The organism is Halostagnicola kamekurae (assembly GCF_900116205.1).
Lineage (GTDB): Archaea > Halobacteriota > Halobacteria > Halobacteriales > Natrialbaceae > Halostagnicola > Halostagnicola kamekurae.
On sequence record NZ_FOZS01000002.1, the window covers coordinates 985,708 to 1,001,704 of the forward strand.

17 protein-coding genes are annotated in these 15,997 nt (G+C 63.9%); 10 read left to right on the forward strand and 7 right to left on the reverse strand.

The genetic code is table 11. The features are described from left to right. Positions 1–7: 7 nt before the first annotated feature. Positions 8–478, reverse strand: coding sequence for a hypothetical protein (locus BM348_RS12805; protein ID WP_245779447.1), 471 nt, complete (start codon positions 476–478; stop codon positions 8–10). 78 nt (positions 479–556) lie between these two features. Continuing rightward, entirely contained in the window at positions 557–1,534 is a 978-nt protein-coding gene (locus BM348_RS12810; RefSeq protein WP_092905182.1) for an aldo/keto reductase, read from the reverse strand. A 431-nt stretch (positions 1,535–1,965) separates the two neighbouring features. Here BM348_RS12810 and BM348_RS12815 point away from each other — a divergent pair, with 431 nt between their 5' ends. Beyond that, on the forward strand, positions 1,966–2,475 hold the full coding sequence (locus BM348_RS12815; protein ID WP_092905183.1) for an SRPBCC family protein: 510 nt from the start codon (positions 1,966–1,968) through the stop codon (positions 2,473–2,475). 92 nt (positions 2,476–2,567) lie between these two features. Here BM348_RS12815 and BM348_RS12820 read toward each other — a convergent pair whose 3' ends face one another. Both BM348_RS12820 and BM348_RS12825 read right to left on the reverse strand, forming a co-directional pair. Next, on the reverse strand, positions 2,568–3,179 hold the full coding sequence (locus BM348_RS12820) for a flavin reductase family protein (protein WP_092905184.1): 612 nt from the start codon (positions 3,177–3,179) through the stop codon (positions 2,568–2,570). Positions 3,180–3,205: 26 nt separating this feature from the next. Continuing rightward, positions 3,206–3,676 carry a VOC family protein gene (locus BM348_RS12825; RefSeq protein WP_092905185.1) on the reverse strand — a complete coding sequence of 157 codons (471 nt, stop codon included), beginning with the start codon at positions 3,674–3,676 and terminating at the stop codon, positions 3,206–3,208. Between the two features lie 183 nt (positions 3,677–3,859). On the opposite strand from BM348_RS12825, the gene BM348_RS12830 reads away from it, so the two are divergent. Next, positions 3,860–4,222, forward strand: a complete 363-nt coding sequence (locus tag BM348_RS12830; protein ID WP_092905186.1) for a winged helix-turn-helix transcriptional regulator — start codon at positions 3,860–3,862, stop codon at positions 4,220–4,222. Positions 4,223–4,424: 202 nt separating this feature from the next. Here the strand turns inward: BM348_RS12830 and BM348_RS12835 are convergent, their stop codons facing one another. The 3 genes from BM348_RS12835 to BM348_RS12845 form a co-directional block, all read right to left on the reverse strand. Then, a complete protein-coding gene (locus BM348_RS12835; protein ID WP_092905187.1) occupies positions 4,425–4,862 on the reverse strand; it encodes an SPW repeat domain-containing protein in 438 nt (145 codons plus the stop codon). 76 nt (positions 4,863–4,938) lie between these two features. Further along, entirely contained in the window at positions 4,939–5,385 is a 447-nt protein-coding gene (locus tag BM348_RS12840; protein WP_092905188.1) for a UPF0179 family protein, read from the reverse strand. A 79-nt stretch (positions 5,386–5,464) separates the two neighbouring features. Beyond that, on the reverse strand, positions 5,465–5,869 hold the full coding sequence (locus BM348_RS12845; RefSeq protein WP_092905189.1) for a DUF5820 family protein: 405 nt from the start codon (positions 5,867–5,869) through the stop codon (positions 5,465–5,467). Between the two features lie 387 nt (positions 5,870–6,256). Between BM348_RS12845 and BM348_RS12850 the strand changes: the two genes are divergently transcribed. The 8 genes from BM348_RS12850 to BM348_RS12885 all read left to right on the forward strand — a co-directional run bounded on the left by BM348_RS12850 (position 6,257) and on the right by BM348_RS12885 (position 15,963). Further along, positions 6,257–6,526, forward strand: a complete 270-nt coding sequence (locus BM348_RS12850; RefSeq protein ID WP_092905190.1) for a hypothetical protein — start codon at positions 6,257–6,259, stop codon at positions 6,524–6,526. Beyond that, entirely contained in the window at positions 6,516–8,588 is a 2,073-nt protein-coding gene (locus tag BM348_RS12855; protein WP_092905191.1) for a PrkA family serine protein kinase, read from the forward strand. The genes BM348_RS12850 and BM348_RS12855 overlap by 11 nt, the downstream gene beginning before the upstream one ends. A gap of 18 nt (positions 8,589–8,606) precedes the next feature. Then, the gene (locus tag BM348_RS12860) at positions 8,607–10,889 is read left to right on the forward strand and encodes a PrkA family serine protein kinase (protein WP_092905192.1); all 2,283 of its coding nucleotides are present in this window, start codon (positions 8,607–8,609) and stop codon (positions 10,887–10,889) included. Next, complete coding sequence (locus BM348_RS12865) at positions 10,880–11,074, forward strand: hypothetical protein (protein ID WP_092905193.1); 195 nt, start codon at positions 10,880–10,882, stop codon at positions 11,072–11,074. Before BM348_RS12860 ends, BM348_RS12865 begins: the two co-directional genes overlap by 10 nt. Then, a complete protein-coding gene (locus BM348_RS12870) occupies positions 11,065–12,393 on the forward strand; it encodes a YeaH/YhbH family protein (RefSeq protein WP_092905194.1) in 1,329 nt (442 codons plus the stop codon). Before BM348_RS12865 ends, BM348_RS12870 begins: the two co-directional genes overlap by 10 nt. 19 nt (positions 12,394–12,412) lie before the next feature. Next, the gene (locus BM348_RS12875) at positions 12,413–14,443 is read left to right on the forward strand and encodes a SpoVR family protein (protein WP_092905195.1); all 2,031 of its coding nucleotides are present in this window, start codon (positions 12,413–12,415) and stop codon (positions 14,441–14,443) included. Positions 14,444–14,519: 76 nt separating this feature from the next. After that, positions 14,520–15,527 carry a sister chromatid cohesion protein PDS5 gene (locus tag BM348_RS12880; protein ID WP_092905196.1) on the forward strand — a complete coding sequence of 336 codons (1,008 nt, stop codon included), beginning with the start codon at positions 14,520–14,522 and terminating at the stop codon, positions 15,525–15,527. 37 nt (positions 15,528–15,564) lie between these two features. Beyond that, entirely contained in the window at positions 15,565–15,963 is a 399-nt protein-coding gene (locus BM348_RS12885; protein ID WP_092905197.1) for a secondary thiamine-phosphate synthase enzyme YjbQ, read from the forward strand. Positions 15,964–15,997 lie beyond the last annotated feature (34 nt).

Sequence of the window (15,997 nt, forward strand, 5' to 3'; positions counted from 1 at the left end):
CGCGTCGCTAGTTCGTCTCGCCGCGCCAGCTCCAGAGTCCGATGACCCCGAGCGCCACGGCAAGCACGGCGATGAGCGTCACCGATTCGATCTCGCCGGTCGTAAAGCCGGCCGACTCGGATATCCGAGTCCCCTCGAGCATGAACACAGCGAGCAGGAGCAGTCCGAACAGGGAGGCGATCGCGACGCCGATCCCCTCGCGAAGCATCCACCTGAACTCCTCGACGTCGACCTGTGCGGCTTCGGTATGATCCTCGGGCGGCTCACCCGCCGTATCGTACTCGGTGTAAGCCGTGTCGTCCCAGGAGGTGCCCAGATAGCCGATCACGTACGAGAGCATCGTTCCCGCGACCATGACGACGAGGAACGTCGAGGTCGCCATCACGATGTTCTCCGGCGCGAGAAACACGGTGAGGACGGCAGCGGCAACGATCGATCCGCCGAGCATGACGAGGAAGCGTTTGAGGGGTGTGCTCATACGACTTGCTACGCGCTCGAGCACTATATTTCTACAACCACCCTCGACCGGGAAATCATCGATTACTCTGGGCGAGGATCAGGCGTGTCCGGAGACGACGACTGGTTCGTAGGGCTCCTCGAGCCACTCGATGTCGGACTCCGAAAGCGAGATATCGAGCGCTTCGACGGCCTGCTCTAAATGTTCGACGCTCGTCGTGCCGACGATCGGTGCGTCGACCCAGTCCTTGTGCAGTTCCCAGGCGAGTGCGATCTGTGCCATGCTCGCGTCCTTCTCGTCGGCCAACTCCTGCACTCGTTCGTTGATCGTCGGCCCGCCGCCGTCGCGGTAGGGGTGTTCGTACAGATGCTCCTCTGTCTCGCCGCGCGTCGTCGCGTCGACGTCCTCGTGCGGGCGCGTGAGATAGCCGCGGGCGAGCGGCGACCACGGAAGGACGCCAACGTTCTCCTTGTCACACAGCGGGAGCATCTCCCGCTCCTCCTCCCGATAGACGAGGTTGTAGTGGTTTTGCATCGTCGCGAATCGCTCGAGGCCCAGTCGGTCGCTCGCGTGTAACGCCTCGGCGAACTGGTGGGCCCACATCGAGGACGCGCCGAGGTAGCGAACCTGCCCGCGGCGGACCGCGTCGTCGAGCGTCCGCATCGTCTGCTCGATCGGCGTCTCGTCGTCCCAGCGGTGGATCTGGTAGAGGTCGATCGTGTCCATTCCGAGTCGCTCGAGCGAGGCCTCGAGTTCCTGCTCGATGGTCTTGCGCGAGAGCCCGCCGGAGTTCGGATCGTCCTCGCGCATGGGATGATAGACCTTCGTCGCGACGACCTGCGCGTCCCGGTCGTACCCCTCGAGCGCGTCCCCGAGCACGCGTTCGGACTCGCCGTTCGAGTACATGTTCGCCGTATCGAAGAAGTTGATCCCCAGATCGATCGCGCGCTCGATGATCTCGTGGCTCTGCTCGTCCTCCAAGACCCACTCGCGCCAGTCGCTCGAGCCGAAACTCATACAGCCCAGACAGAGTCGGCTCACTTCCGTCCCCGTCTCGCCGAGTGTCGTGTACTCCATGGCCTCGCATACATCGGGCGGGGAAAAAACAGTACGTGCATCGGCGATTCGGGCAGACCGATCATACGTCACCTGACAAAATTTTTTAGTTTCTCGCCCTCCTACTCGTGACCGTGACACGGGAACAAAACGACCGAGATACGGATCGTGACGACGACAGTGAAATCGTCTCGCGAATCAAGGGCGTCCTCGATCGCGACTGACGCCCTGAATCGGTCGTTTACTCACCAGTTGTTCTCCGAGTGACCGTCCCCGGTAGCTGCCGTCTGACTTCCTACGGAGTGGCCGAACGCAGCGAACACCGACCCAGCGCGCGGACACTGGGTCAGCCATCGGAGTAGAATAGGTCGGCGGCACGATTTGACAACGGAATCCATTTTCACGATCGCTATCACGGAAAGCCAACGTTCCTCCCCGTCCTACGGGACGGTATGACGCAACTCCGAACCGTCGCCACGCCGGACGGTCTCCGCCTCGAGGCCTCCCACGTTCTCGAGGCCGATCCCGACGCCGCCTGGGACCTTCTCGTGGACACGCACCGATGGCCCGAATGGTCGCCGATAGTGACCGACATCGAGGCGAGCCACCGCCGGATCGAGGAGGGGACGACAGGTCGGGTTCGCGTGCGGCCGGGAGTCTGGCTCCCGTTTACGATCACCAGTTGTGACCCCGCCGAGCGACGGTGGGCGTGGAACGTTGCCCGCCTCCCGGCGGCGGCACACCGCGTCGACGCCCTCGAGTCAAACCGGTGTCGAATCGCCTTCGAACTGCGTGCGCTCGAGAGCGTCAACGCGCCGGTGTGTCTGCGCGCGCTCGAGCGGATCGACGACCGCCTCTCGAGCGAGACCGTCGTCGACTCGAGCGACGACGCGTCGTCGGCAGAATCGGACGAGTCGGCGGAGTCAAACGGGTCGGACGAGTCGCCGACTACGGACGAGTAAGGCTGTGCGGTCGCAGTAAAAGACGATTGGCGCTTCGGTGAGCGCAACCTAACGTGTGCGCTCGAGCGAACGCGATCAGGGCAGCGGTTCGATCAGGGCGGGCGCTCGAGTCCGAACCGATCCTGGGTCGTCGCGTACATGCTCCCGGCGAGACGGCCGACCGCGTCGACGTTCGCGACGTCGATCTTTCCGTCCTCGCCGAGCAGGTCCGGATCGAGGTGGACGTGCTCGACTTCTCCGAGCACGAGCACCGACCCGCCGACGTCGATGGTCTCGTGGAGCGTACACTCGAAGGCGGCCTTCGCCGCGGCGACCCGCGGCGGCTCGACGGTCGTCGATTCCGCGCGATCCAGACCGACGCGGTCGAACTCGCTCTCGTCGGCGGGGAGCGTCGCGGCCGTCTCGTTCATCCGCTCGACGACGTCCTCGGTGACGAGGTTGAAGACGAACTCGCCGGTCTCGCTCGCGTTCGTCGGCGAGTCCTTCTCATCGTCGACCGGTGCGAACAGGACGATCGGCGGGTCGACGGAGGCGACGGTCGAGAAGCTGTAGGGGGCGAGGTTGTCGACGCCGTCGCCGTCTGTCGTCGAGATCCACGCGATAGGACGGGGAATCACGACGCTCGAGAGGATCCGGTAGATCGATCCCTCGACCTCGCTGACGTCGATCTCGACGGACTCGGATTCGGGCGGTTCGTCGGACATAGGTCGTGTTCTGTCCTCGCTCACCGTTAGTGTTCCTGTGGATCGACGAACTCGGTTCCCGGTTCGTCCTCGTCGACGGCGAATCCCGGCCCGCCCGTCGCGAGTTCGAACACGAGTCCGTCCGGATCGCTGAAGTAGATACTCTTGAAGTACGTTCGATCCCGAACCTGCGAGACGCGCACGCCGTGGTCTTTCAGGTGCTCGCGCCACTCGAGGAGCGTCTCCTCGTCCTCGACGCCCATCGCGAAGTGGTGGCTCGCGCCGGGGCCCGGTTGTCCCCTCGAGTTCGGGTACTCGAAGTAGGTCACGTTCGTCCCCGGTTCTCCTTCGGGCGTCGACGAGAAGTAGTAGTGAAGCGTTCCCGGATCGTCGTAGTTCTCGGTCATCTTGACCGTGTGAAAGCCGAGAACGTCCTCGTAGAACGCCTTCGTTTCGTCCATGTCTGTGCAGATGTTCGTCACGTGGTGCAACCCGGTCGTTGGCGGTGTTTCGGTCATTGTGTCTCTCAGTTGTATCGGGTGGCCGCTGTCTCCTTTTGGACAACCTCCGAACGCCGAAGAGTCGCCCGCCGCTCGAATGCCGAGGGGTCGGCCACCGGACGATGAACTAACCTCGTGTTAGCTGGTTCGTTTCCGAACCTCTATACCCTTTCGCGACGTACGGGTTATCAGGTAAACACGATGTCACCAGCGCAAACGCAGCAGTCGGTCGAGGAGGTAAACGCCGACGCGTGTCCGGTCATCCAGTCGCTCGAGCAGATCGGCTCCCAGTGGCGACTCGCCGTCTTGCACGACTTACTCGAGGGAGAACGCCGGTTCAACGAACTCAAGCGCTCGACGGGCGCGAACGCTCGAACTCTCTCGCGGGTCCTCGACGACCTCGGCGAGAACGGGTTCGTCGACCGACGCATCGAGGAGGACGCGCCGATCGCGACCTACTACAGCCTCACCGAGAAGGGCGAATCGCTCGAGCCGGTCTTCGAGGAGATCGACTGCTGGGCGAGTTCGTGGCTCGAGCAGGGCGACGACATCACGGCGGACTAACATCTCCGTTCGGAACCGCGCCGGTGGCTGGTTCTCGGACCGGTGAAATGTGACCGCTCCTCGGGTCCGTTCGGTTTTGCCACTCCTCGAGTCTGAGAACTCTGCTCGGTTCTCGAGTTTGGAGATCCGATCGATCGCCGAGTGAAATCGGGGTCGTCCTGCAGCGAAAAAGCGAGGTGGTCGTCGAGCGTTCCCTCTGACGTCACGCTCTCGTTCTCGCCCGCTCGGGCATATCGGCGCTGTTGTTCGCGTACGCGGTATACCCCGCGAGGATCGCGACGACGAGCCCGGAGAGAGCCGTCCCGGTCGCGAGTTGGCCGCTTCCCATCTCGACGAGCGCCGGCGAGACGAGCGCCCACAGCCCGAGGAGGACCGTCAGCGACGCGACACCGACGCTGGCCAGCCGATCGCGAGACATGCGGACGAAGTTGTACCCCGCGAGCAGGAAGATGGCCGTGCCGACGAGGGTGTCGTTCCAGACCGCCGCGTTCGTCGCCTCGAAGAGAAACGGCGACGCGACGAGATAGAGTCCGACGAGTGCGGCGAGTGCGCTCACCCACTGCATCATATCCGTATTGAGTGTGTTCTGTCCGTGCTCATCGCCTCGAGTCGAGTCGCTGTCCGTTGGTGTAGTGCTCATCGTACCACGCGTTCGGAGCTACCCGCTATCCGGCTAAAACGGCAGTGCCTGCGTCTGTCGGGTGGGCGGAATCGGCCTAGTCCTCGACCTCGAGTTCGACTTGCTGTAACGATCGGTTCAGGTGACAGACGTCGTGTGGCGGGTCGCCGACGATTTCGCGAATGCGATACTCCCCGTCGAGGTCGACGCCGTCGGGTTCGCAGTACTCGTGGCTCGGACACTCGACGTACGGGCACGATCCCGGGAGGCTGTTCGTGCTACCCGCGTACGCGCCTTTCTTCCTGACGTTCGCCGTGACGGAGACCGGTTCGACCTCGACGGCTCGGACGCCGCCGTCGTGGACGCCACACTCGAGGGTCTGGGCGTTTTCGCGGATCGACGTGACGCGGTATTTGGTTTCCTCGGAGAGATTGAGACACTGGCTCCGGTACGGGCAGCCCTCGCAGGCGTCGGCCTCGCCGTGGTAGACGAATTCGGTTCCCGGTTCGGCGAGCCGGGTCCCGAGGAGGGTGACGGTCGACATATCGGGCGCTAGTCGCCACTCGCGGTTAAGCCTCACGTCCCGTACCGACGCCTCGAGACGCGGCTACTCGATCGCTCGATCACTCCTCGAGTTCGTCCGATCCGGTGAGCTCGTCGAGTCGCTCGAAGTACGCCTCCCGCGGGACCTGATAGAGGTCGCGGTAGTCGATCTCCCCGCGATCGAACTGCACGGCGAGTTCGACGAGACGCTCGAGCGCGGTCGAGCGCGTCGGGAACCGATTGGTCTCGCGCAGGTGGACCTCGGGCTCGAGATACAGCGTGACGTGCCAGTCGTCGTCCGCGGTCCCCGGATTCGATCCCGGCCGCCGAGTCCGCTTGCCGTGGGTGAGATAGAGCGTCGGCAGACACGCTGCCGGAAAGGCGTCGCCGTTGAAGACGTCCGGTCGGTACGCGAGGACGACCCGACCGTCCTCGCTCTCGTTCCAGACGGTCCAGCTATCGGGGATGGCCGCCAGATCTACCATTACGGAAAGGACGAACGGCGAACGTAAAGTATCGTCGTCAATCGGCTGGTGCGGCGCTACGAGTTCGCCCTCGGGTTCCGTCGAATCCGCGCGTTAGCGACTGCGTGTCCTCGCAGGCCGTCCGTTTATACGCTCGATTCCCTAACATACGGTGTGCCGCCAATTGACAATCAGCGATTCTGTCAATATTGGCCTCAAAGCCGCTCCTCATAAATACTCTTTGGGGCCAAGCTTAAGGTGCTGTATTACTACATATTAAATACTTCCGGTATCCGATGGCCGGATCGTGCCTGCTCGCAGGGTCAGCCGTCCCGCGTGGACCCCACAGGTGCTGTCGTCACGCGACGAGGTGTCGATCACTGTGCGCTCGCGCGGTGACGATCAACTATGACACCACAACCGACGCCGCCCGCAGACGCCCGCTCCCAGCGGACTGGTCCCTCGAGGAGCCCCGACCGTCTCTCGGTTCGAGCCCCGTCGGCGTCCGTCGGCGGAGACAACGAGGGCCACACCGTTCGACGACCGGCAGTACCGGGACCGGTCGGCGATCGGTCGATCGTTCCCGCTCGCACCGAGTCCGGTCGGGCTCGCGTCGAGGACGATCACGCACGACGAACGGAGAGACATCCCGGACAACTGCTATACCATGACTGGTGACACCGAGACACTCGAGACGCTCAGTACCGATTACAAGGAGTCGATGCCCGAAGACCTCCGCGAGACCAAGTCGTTCGACTGGTATCTCGAAGAGGCCTACCGGGACCCGAAGATCACCCGCAACGCCCACCAGCGGGTCGCGGACATGTTCGACTACTACGGAACGACCTACGACGAGACCGAGGGGGTCGTCGAGTACCACCTCGCCAGCGAGGACCCGCTCGGCGACGGCGAGAACACCTTCTACGGGAAGGTGATCCACCAATCGATCCACGAGTTCGTCAACAAGGTCAAATCCGGCGCTCGTCGACTCGGCCCCGAACGCAGGATCAAACTCCTGCTCGGTCCCGTCGGCTCCGGGAAGTCTCACTTCGACAAACAGGTCAGGGCGTACTTCGAGGACTACACCCTCCAGGAAGAGGGGCGAATGTACACCTTCCGGTGGACGAACCTCTGTGACGTCATCAAGGATCAGGACCCGACCGACGACGTGGTCCGTTCGCCGATGAACCAGGATCCGCTCGTCTTGTTGCCCCTCGAACAGCGGCTCTCGGTGATCGAGGATCTGAACGAGCGACTCGACGCGCCGTACACGATTCAAAACGAGCAGAGCCTGGATCCGGAAAGCGAGTTCTACATGGACAAGCTGCTCGCGTACTACGAGGACGACTTGCAGGCCGTCCTCGAGAACCACGTCGAGATCGTTCGGCTGATCGCAGACGAGAACAAGCGCCAGAGCCTCGAGACGTTCGAACCCAAGGACAAGAAAAACCAGGACGAAACCGAACTGACGGGCGACGTCAACTACTCGAAGATCGCCGTCTACGGCGAGAGCGACCCGCGCGCGTTCGATTACTCGGGCGCGTTCTGTAACGCGAACAGGGGAATATTCAGCGGGGAAGAGCTCCTGAAGCTCCAGCGGGAGTTCCTCTATGACTTCCTGCACGCGACCCAGGAGATGACGATCAAACCGAAGAACAACCCGCGGATCGACATCGACCAGGTCATCGTCGGGCGGACGAACATGCCCGAGTACAAGGACAAGAAAGGCGACGAGAAGATGGAGGCGTTCAACGACCGCACCAAGCGGATCGACTTCCCCTACGTCCTCTCCTACGAGCAGGAGTCACACATCTACGACAAGATGTTGAACAACGCCGACGTGCCCGACATCAACGTCGAGCCCCACACCCTCGAGATGGCGGGGCTGTTCGGCGTCCTCACGCGGATCGAAGAGCCCGACACCGAGACGGTCGACCTGCTCTCGAAGGCCAAAGCCTACAACGGCGAGATCGACGAGAGCGACGACATCGACGTGAAAAAGCTCCGCGAGGAGGCCGCAGCAAAGGCCGAGGTCGGCGAGGGGATGGTCGGCATCTCGCCGCGCTTTATCGGCGACGAGATCGCCGAGGCGATCATGGACTCGAAACACCGTTCTCGAGGCTTCCTCTCGCCGCTTACGGTCTTTAACTTCTTCGAGGAGAATCTCGAGCACCACGGCTCGATCCCCGAGGAGAACTTCGAGAAGTACTACCGCTACCTCGAGACGGTTCGCGAGGAGTACCGCGAGCGGGCCATCGAGGACGTGCGCCACGCGCTGGCCTACGACATCGACGAGATCCAGCGCCAGGGCGAGAAGTACATGGACCACGTGATGGCCTACATCGATGACGACACGATCGAGGATTCGCTGACCGGCCGCGAGCAGGAACCCGACGAGACGTTCCTGCGCTCGGTCGAGGAGAAACTCGACGTGCCCGAAGACCGCAAGAACGACTTCCGACAGGAGGTGAGCAACTGGGTCTCGAGGCGCGCGCGAGAGGGAGAGGCGTTCAACCCGCAGGACAACGAGCGCCTGCGTCGGGCCCTCGAGCGCAAACTCTGGGAGGACAAGAAACACAACATCAACTTCTCCGCGCTGGTCAGCGCCAGCGACGTCGACGACGACGAGCGCTCCTCGTGGATCGACGCCCTGATCGAACAAGGCTACTCCGAAGGCGGCGCGAAGGAGGTGCTCGAGTTCGCCGGCGCGGAGGTGGCGAAAGCCGAAATCGAGGACTGACATGAGCGGGGAACCACCATGAGAGGAAACGACTACGTGAACGAGGCCGATCGCGCTCTCGAGGAGACCTACGAAGAGCCGATGACCCTCGGAGCGTACGTCGACCGGATCTTCGAGAACCCGACGATCGCATCCCACGCCTCGAAGTACCTGCTCGAGGCCATCGAAGCCGCAGGCACGCGGACCGTCGTCGAGGAGGGCGAGGAGAAACAGCGCTACCGCTTCTTCGACGACCCGCACAACGACGGCGAGCACGCGATCCTGGGCAACACCGAGGTGCTCAACGGCTTCGTCGACGACCTGCGCTCGATCGCCGCGGGCAGGGCCAAAGACGAGAAGATCGTCTGGTTCGAGGGGCCGACCGCGACCGGCAAGTCCGAACTCAAGCGCTGTCTGGTCAACGGGCTTCGCGAGTACTCGAAGACGCCCGCGGGCCGACGCTACACCGTCGAGTGGAACGTGACGACCGCCGCCGACTCGAGGGGCCTGAGCTACGGCGGCGATCCGACCGCGGGAGACGACGAGAACTGGTACGAGAGCCCGGTGCAAGCCCACCCGCTGTCGGTCTTCCCCGAGGAGGTCCGCGAGGAGCTGCTGGCGGAGCTGAACGACCGGCTCGAGGACCACGTTCCGATCCACGTCGACTCGCGGCTCGATCCGTTCTCGCGGGAGGCCTACGAGTTCTTGGAGGAGCGCTACCGCCGGCAGGGCGAGGAGTCGCTGTTCTCGGCGATCACCGACGAGAACCACCTGCGAGTGAAAAACTACGTCGTCGACGTCGGTCAGGGCGTCGGCGTCCTTCACTCCGAGGACGAGGGACCGCCCAAGGAGCGACTTGTCGGCTCGTGGATGCACGGCATGTTACAGGAACTCGACTCCCGCGGGCGAAAGAACCCGCAGGCCTTCAGCTACGACGGGGTCATCTCGCAGGGCAATGGCGTCCTCACCGTCGTCGAGGACGCCGCCCAGCACGCGGACCTGCTCCAGAAGCTGTTGAACGTGCCCGACGAGCAGTCCGTGAAGTTGGACAAGGGGATCGGGATGGACATCGACACGCAGATGGTGATCATCTCGAACCCGGATCTCGAGGCGCAGCTCAACCAGCACGCCGATCGGAACGGGATGGATCCGCTGAAGGCGCTCAAACGCCGCCTCGATAAACACCAGTTCGGCTACCTGACGAACCTGAGCCTCGAGACCGAGCTGATCCGCCGGGAGCTGACCAACGAAACGTCGATCTGGGAGGCGGCGGAGTACGAGGAGCTCGAGTCGCGGATCCGCGAGCCGGTGTCGGTCACGGTCAGAGACGGCGAGGGCGAGACGACCGCGAGGGAGTTCGCGCCCCACGCCATCGAGGCCGCGGCGCTGTACGCCGTGGTCACGCGACTCGACGAGGAGAACCTGCCCGCAGGCCTGGACCTCGTCGAGAAGGCGCTGCTTTTCGACCGCGGCTACTTACAGGAAGGCGACACCCGCCGGACCAAAGAGGACTTCGAGTTCGACGGCGACGGCCACGACGGCGAACACGGCGTTCCGGTGACCTACACGCGCGACCGACTCGCGGAACTGCTTCAGGCCGACCGGGATCGCCATCACCCGGAACTCTCCGTCGAGGACGTGGTCATGCCGCGAGACGTGCTGAACGCGATGGCGGACGGACTCGCGGACGCGCCGGTCTTCTCGACCGGCGAGCGCTCCGAGTTCGAGAACCGGATCGTCCCGGTCAAGAACTACATCTACGACCAACAGGAGTCGGATGTCGTCGAGGCAATCATGCACGACAAGCGGGTCGACGAGGAGACCGTCGCCGAGTACGTCGAGCACGTCTACGCCTGGGAGACCGACCAGCCGCTCTACAACGACCGCGGCGAGGCGGTCGAACCAGACGCGCTGAAGATGAAACTCTTCGAGGTCGAGCACCTCGGGCAGTTCTCCGAGGAGGCCTACCAGGGCAACCAGCCTCGAGAGAGCGTCGTCCAGTTCCGCCGCGAGAAGGTCATCACGGCGCTGAACCGTCACGCCTGGGACCACCGCGACGAGGACTTCGCCGTCGAGGACGTGGATCTCACGGCGATCCCGGTCATCAACTCGGTCCTCGAGAGCCACGACTGGGACGACGTCGAGCGGACCTTCGAGGACTTCGACCCGCGCCAGTGGGACGACCCGCCGAAGGGCACCGAGACCGAGGCGGTCAAAGACCGCACGATCGAGGCGATGGTCGATCGCTTCGGGTACAGCGAGGCCTCCGCGGAACTGACCAGCAGACACATCATGGGACAGGTGAGCTACCGATGGAACTGAACGCGAACGCGACCGAGAGGGGGGACGAATCGAGCCGGTACCCGACGGGTAGCAGCCGCTCGCTCGAGCGGCCGGCGGCGTTCGGGCGAACGGAGGCGCTCGAGCGCCCGACTGAACCCGCACGAACGGAGACACGCGAGCGCCCGGCGGTACCCGCACGAACGGGGGTGCACCGATGGGGCTGAGAGACGACCTCGAGCGATTCCGCGAGGTGGGCGAGAAACGCCGGGAGGATCTGGCCGATTTCATCCAGTACGGCGACCTCGGCCAGAGTCGACCCGGATCGGTCAGTGTGCCGGTCAAGATCGTCTCGCTGCCGGAGTTCGCCTACGACCAGCGCGATCAGGGCGGCGTCGGACAGGGCGACGGCGACACGCCGGACGTCGGCCAGCCGATCGGCCAGCCCCAGCCACAGCCGGGAGACGACGACGGCGAGGAGGGGGACGAACCCGGCGAGGAAGGCGGCGAACACGAGTACTACGAGATGGATCCCGAGGAGTTCGCACAGGAACTCGACGAGGAACTCGGACTGGACCTAGAGCCAAAAGGCAAGCAGGTCGTCGAGGAGAAAGAGGGGCCGTTCACCGACATGACGCGCTCGGGGCCGGACAGCACGCTCGACTTCGAGCGGATGTTCAAAGAGGGGCTCAAGCGCAAGCTCGCGATGGACTTCGACGAGGACTTTCTCAGGGAACTGTGCAAGGTCGAGGGAATCTCGCCCCGCGACGTCTTCGAGTGGGCTCGCGGCGAGAATCTGCCCGTATCGATGGCCTGGGTCGAGGAGGCCCACGCCGACGTGGCGGGCGAACGCGGAAAGTGGGACTCGATCGAAGCCGTCGAAGCCAACGTCTCCCGCGAGACCATCCAACAGCAGATCCGCCGCGAGGGGATCAAGCACGTCCCCTTCCGCCGGGAGGACGAGCGCTATCGCTACCCCGAGATCATCGAGGAGAAAGAAAAGAACGTGGTCGTAGTCAACATCCGCGACGTATCGGGGTCGATGCGCGAGAAGAAACGCGAACTGGTCGAGCGGACGTTCACGCCGCTCGACTGGTACCTGCAGGGCAAGTACGACAACGCCGAGTTCGTCTACATCGCCCACGACGCGGAGGCATGGGAGGTCGACCGCGAGGAGTTCTTCGGCATCCGCAGCGGCGGCGGGACGAAGATCTCGAGCGCCTACGACCTCGCGGCCGAACTGTTAGAGGAGTACCCCTGGAGCGACTGGAACCGCTACGTCTTCGCCGCGGGCGACTCCGAGAACTCCTCGAACGACACGAGCGAGCGAGTGATCCCGAGGATGGAGGAGATACCCGCCAACCTCCACGCCTACGTCGAAACCCAGCCGAGCGGTAACGCGATCAATGCCACTCACGCCGAGGAGTTGGAGAAACACTTCGGTCGCGACGCCGAGGACGTCGCGGTGGCGTACGTCAACGGCGAGGACGACGTGACCGACGCCATCTACGAGATCCTCTCGACTGAGAGCGAGGCGGACGAGTGATCGAGAACTACAGACACCTATGAGCAAGACCAATTCCAACGCCGACCGGTTCCGAAAGCAGGCGATCGCCGGAGAGCTCGAGGAGCCGGTCACGGAGGCGCGAAACCTGGCCGAAAAACTCGGCCTCGAGCCGTACCCGGTCAAGTACTGGATCATCGACTACGACGAGATGAACGAACTCATCGCCTACGGCGGGTTCCAGTCGCGATACCCACACTGGCGGTGGGGCATGCAGTACGACAAGCAACAGAAACAGGGCCAGTACGGCGGCGGGAAGGCCTTCGAGATCGTCAACAACGACAACCCGGCACACGCCTTCCTGCAGGAGTCGAACACGATCGCCGACCAGAAGGCGGTCATCACCCACGTCGAGGCCCACTCCGACTTCTTCGCGAACAACGAGTGGTTCGGCCTGTTCACCCGCGGGCAGGCCGACGACGGCGCGGTCAACGCCGCGGCGATGTTAGAGCGCCACGCCCAGTCCATCGACGACTACATGTCCGACCCGGAGATCGATCGGGCGGACGTCGAGAAGTGGATCGACCACTGTCTGACGCTGGAAGACAACATCGACCAGCACCAGATCTACACGCGACGCCTCGACGTCGACGGCGACGTGACCGACGAGTTAGACGAGGATCTGGCGGAGAAACTCGACGCCCTCGAGCTCTCCGAGGAGGTCAAAGGCGAAGTGTTCGACGAGGAGTGGCTCGAGGCCGTAGAGCGCGACGACGCCTCGATAGAGTTCCCCGCCCAGCCCCAGAAGGACGTCCTCGCGTTCGTTCGCGAGCACGGCAAGCAGTTCGACGAGGAGGCGGGACGCGCCGTCGAGATGGAACCGTGGCAGCGGGACATCCTCGACATGATGCGCGCCGAATCGTACTACTTCGCCGCCCAGAAGATGACGAAGGTGATGAACGAGGGGTGGGCCGCCTACCACGAGTCGCGGATGATGAGCGACGAGGGCTTCGCCGGGGACGACGAGTTCGTCAACTACGCCGATCACATGGCGCGGGTGCTGGCCTCGCCCGGCCTCAACCCCTACAGCCTCGGCATGGAGCTGTGGGAGTACGTCGAGAACAAGACGAACCGCCGGGAGGTCCTCGAACGCCTGCTTCGCGTCGAGGGCGTTTCGTGGCGCAACCTCACCGACGTGGTCGACTTCGAGGCGGTGCGCGAGACGCTCGAGCCGCCCGAGGCGCTCGTTCGGATCACCCCCGAGACGCTCGAGGACGTGGCCGATCTGCCGTCCGCGTACGTCGACGACGAGGCCCTCGAGGCGGCTCGGGCGGGCGAGATCGACGTCGAGCGGTATCCGTGGAAGGTGCTCACCTACGAGGGACTGGCGCGGCGACACTACTCGCTGGTCAAGCGCCAGCACCGCGGATTCCTGACGCGGGTCAGCCAGAACGACCTCGAGCGGATCGGTCGCTACCTGTTCGACGACGCCCGGTACGGAAGCGTCGAGGAGGCGCTGGCAGACGTCGAGTTCACCGCCGGTTGGGACCGGATGTTCGACATTCGCGAGAGTCACAACGACGTGACCTTCCTCGACGAGTTCCTGACCCAGGAGTTCATCACGGAAAACGACTACTTCACGTACGAACACTCCCGGGCCACGGGTCAGTTCCACGTCTCGAGCGACGAAGCCGAGGACGTCAAGAAGAAACTGCTCCTGCAGTTTACCAACTTCGGGAAACCGACGATCGCGGTCTACGACGGCAACTACAACAACGCCAACGAACTCCTGCTGGGCCACCAGTACAACGGCGTCATGCTGGACCTGGCGCAGGCTCGAGAGACGCTCAAACGCGTCTTCGAACTCTGGGGTCGGCCGGTGAACCTCCTGACGATCGTCAAGGAAGTGGACGAACACGATGTCGAAGTGGCAAAGCGCCGGAACCGAGAGCCCGAGGCCGACGAGCGCGGCAAGTGCCTCCGCTACGACGGCACGGAGGTGACCGTCGAAGACGTGCCCTGGGAGGAGGTCGAACACCTCGCCGCCTCGGACGTCGATTACGACACGAAGCCCGACGACTGGCTCGCGTGACTGTCTTTCCTGCCCGACATTTTCCGGCAAAATAATCGGAAGATTTTTCCCTGTTATCTCGTATCCCACAGGTAGCATGGAGAGCGACGGGAACGAGTCGGACGGACGCGCGCTGGCGGGGGGCGAGGGGTTCGAACTACCGACCGTTCTGGCGGGACTCGACAGCGACGAGCCCGCGCGGAGAAAGCGAGCGCTCGAGGCAGTCCGCGAAACCGTCGATACCGATCCGGAAGCGTGTCTGCCGACCGTGCCGAAACTCCGCGCGCTGCTCGAGACCGAGTCGTCCGACGCCGAGGAGCCGATCGCCTACTCTCTGGCTGAGCTCGCACAGGAGTCGCCCGACGACGTCGCACCGTCGGTGCCGGGAATCAGTTCGTGTGTGACCGAAGACCTCTCACAGCAAGCGACTCAAGAGCTCTTTCGATGTCTCCACGCGGTCGCGGAGGAGCGACCGGACACCGTCGTCGATCACGTCGACGAACTCGTCGCGGTCCTCGAGGAGCGATCGTCCGTCGATCGCTGGAGCGTCGAACTGATGGCGGAACTGTCGAAGGAGTACCCGACCGAGATCACGTCGGCGTTGTCGCTGCTCCGTGAAGTGTTGCACACTGCGCCCCGAACCGGCGGGGTATCCGCACTCACCGCGATCGGCCGGGTAGTCAGGGCGGACGCCGTCTCCACCTTCGACTTCGTCGACGACGTCGTCTCGCTCGTCGACCACGACGACCGCGCGCTGCGAAACAACGCGATCGCCTGTCTCGGCGACGTTGCACGTACCGCGCCCGAAACGATCGAACCCCACTGTTCGACGATCGCGACCGCTCTCGAGAGCGACGATCCGACCACGAGAGCGAACGCTGCGGTGACGATCGGTCGCCTCGCCGCCGACACGAACGAGGTCCGAGCACAGCGCCGGCTGGTCGAGTTGCTTTCCGACGAGCACGCGCAGGTCCGCGCGAACGCCTGTACCGCGATCGGCCACGGACGGGTTGGAACCGCTCGAGGCGCGCTCGAGGAACTCGCGGATCGAGATCCGGACGCGGCCGTCCGCGAACGCGCCGCCTGGGCTTCGGCACAGTTGTAAGGCGAACCGTCTTCTCGATCACGCCACCAGTTCGAGTATGGAGTTCACAGTCGAGACCGACCAGCGGCTGACGACCGTCGACCTCACCGACCGCGTCCGCGACGCGGTGCCGAGCGATATCGATCGCGGGCTGTGTACCGTCTTCGTCGCGCACACGACGGCGGCCGTTCTCCTCCAGGAAGACGAGGACCGACTCCGGACCGACCTCGAGGACTTTTTCGCAGGCGTAGTTCCCGACGAGGGCCACGCACACGATCGACTCGACGGGAACGCCGATTCGCACCTCAGGGCGTCGGTCGTCGGGCCCTCGGTGACGATTCCGGTCGAGAACGGCTCGCTCGCGATGGGGACCTGGCAGTCGGTGTTGCTGGCCGAGTTCGACGGTCCCAGAACGCGAACGGTGTCCGTGACGACCGTTCGAGACGGGGCCGAGTAATGTGGGGTAGCGATAGCGAACGGGTTTCGAACAG

Bases quoted from the DNA above. Each gene is read 5' to 3' on its own strand.
- BM348_RS12840 (WP_092905188.1), bottom strand. From the start codon at position 5,385: ATGTCGACCGTCACCCTCCTCGGGACCCGGCTCGCCGAACCGGGAACC.
- BM348_RS12875 (WP_092905195.1), top strand. From the start codon at position 12,413: ATGAGCAAGACCAATTCCAACGCCGACCGGTTCCGAAAGCAGGCGATC.
- BM348_RS12865 (WP_092905193.1), top strand. From the start codon at position 10,880: ATGGAACTGAACGCGAACGCGACCGAGAGGGGGGACGAATCGAGCCGG.
- BM348_RS12810 (WP_092905182.1), bottom strand. From the start codon at position 1,534: ATGGAGTACACGACACTCGGCGAGACGGGGACGGAAGTGAGCCGACTC.
- BM348_RS12835 (WP_092905187.1), bottom strand. From the start codon at position 4,862: ATGAGCACTACACCAACGGACAGCGACTCGACTCGAGGCGATGAGCAC.
- BM348_RS12845 (WP_092905189.1), bottom strand. From the start codon at position 5,869: ATGGTAGATCTGGCGGCCATCCCCGATAGCTGGACCGTCTGGAACGAG.
- BM348_RS12825 (WP_092905185.1), bottom strand. From the start codon at position 3,676: ATGACCGAAACACCGCCAACGACCGGGTTGCACCACGTGACGAACATC.
- BM348_RS12870 (WP_092905194.1), top strand. From the start codon at position 11,065: ATGGGGCTGAGAGACGACCTCGAGCGATTCCGCGAGGTGGGCGAGAAA.
- BM348_RS12815 (WP_092905183.1), top strand. From the start codon at position 1,966: ATGACGCAACTCCGAACCGTCGCCACGCCGGACGGTCTCCGCCTCGAG.
- BM348_RS12820 (WP_092905184.1), bottom strand. From the start codon at position 3,179: ATGTCCGACGAACCGCCCGAATCCGAGTCCGTCGAGATCGACGTCAGC.
- BM348_RS12860 (WP_092905192.1), top strand. From the start codon at position 8,607: ATGAGAGGAAACGACTACGTGAACGAGGCCGATCGCGCTCTCGAGGAG.
- BM348_RS12830 (WP_092905186.1), top strand. From the start codon at position 3,860: ATGTCACCAGCGCAAACGCAGCAGTCGGTCGAGGAGGTAAACGCCGAC.
- BM348_RS12855 (WP_092905191.1), top strand. From the start codon at position 6,516: ATGACTGGTGACACCGAGACACTCGAGACGCTCAGTACCGATTACAAG.
- BM348_RS12850 (WP_092905190.1), top strand. From the start codon at position 6,257: ATGACACCACAACCGACGCCGCCCGCAGACGCCCGCTCCCAGCGGACT.
- BM348_RS12805 (WP_245779447.1), bottom strand. From the start codon at position 478: ATGAGCACACCCCTCAAACGCTTCCTCGTCATGCTCGGCGGATCGATC.
- BM348_RS12885 (WP_092905197.1), top strand. From the start codon at position 15,565: ATGGAGTTCACAGTCGAGACCGACCAGCGGCTGACGACCGTCGACCTC.
- BM348_RS12880 (WP_092905196.1), top strand. From the start codon at position 14,520: ATGGAGAGCGACGGGAACGAGTCGGACGGACGCGCGCTGGCGGGGGGC.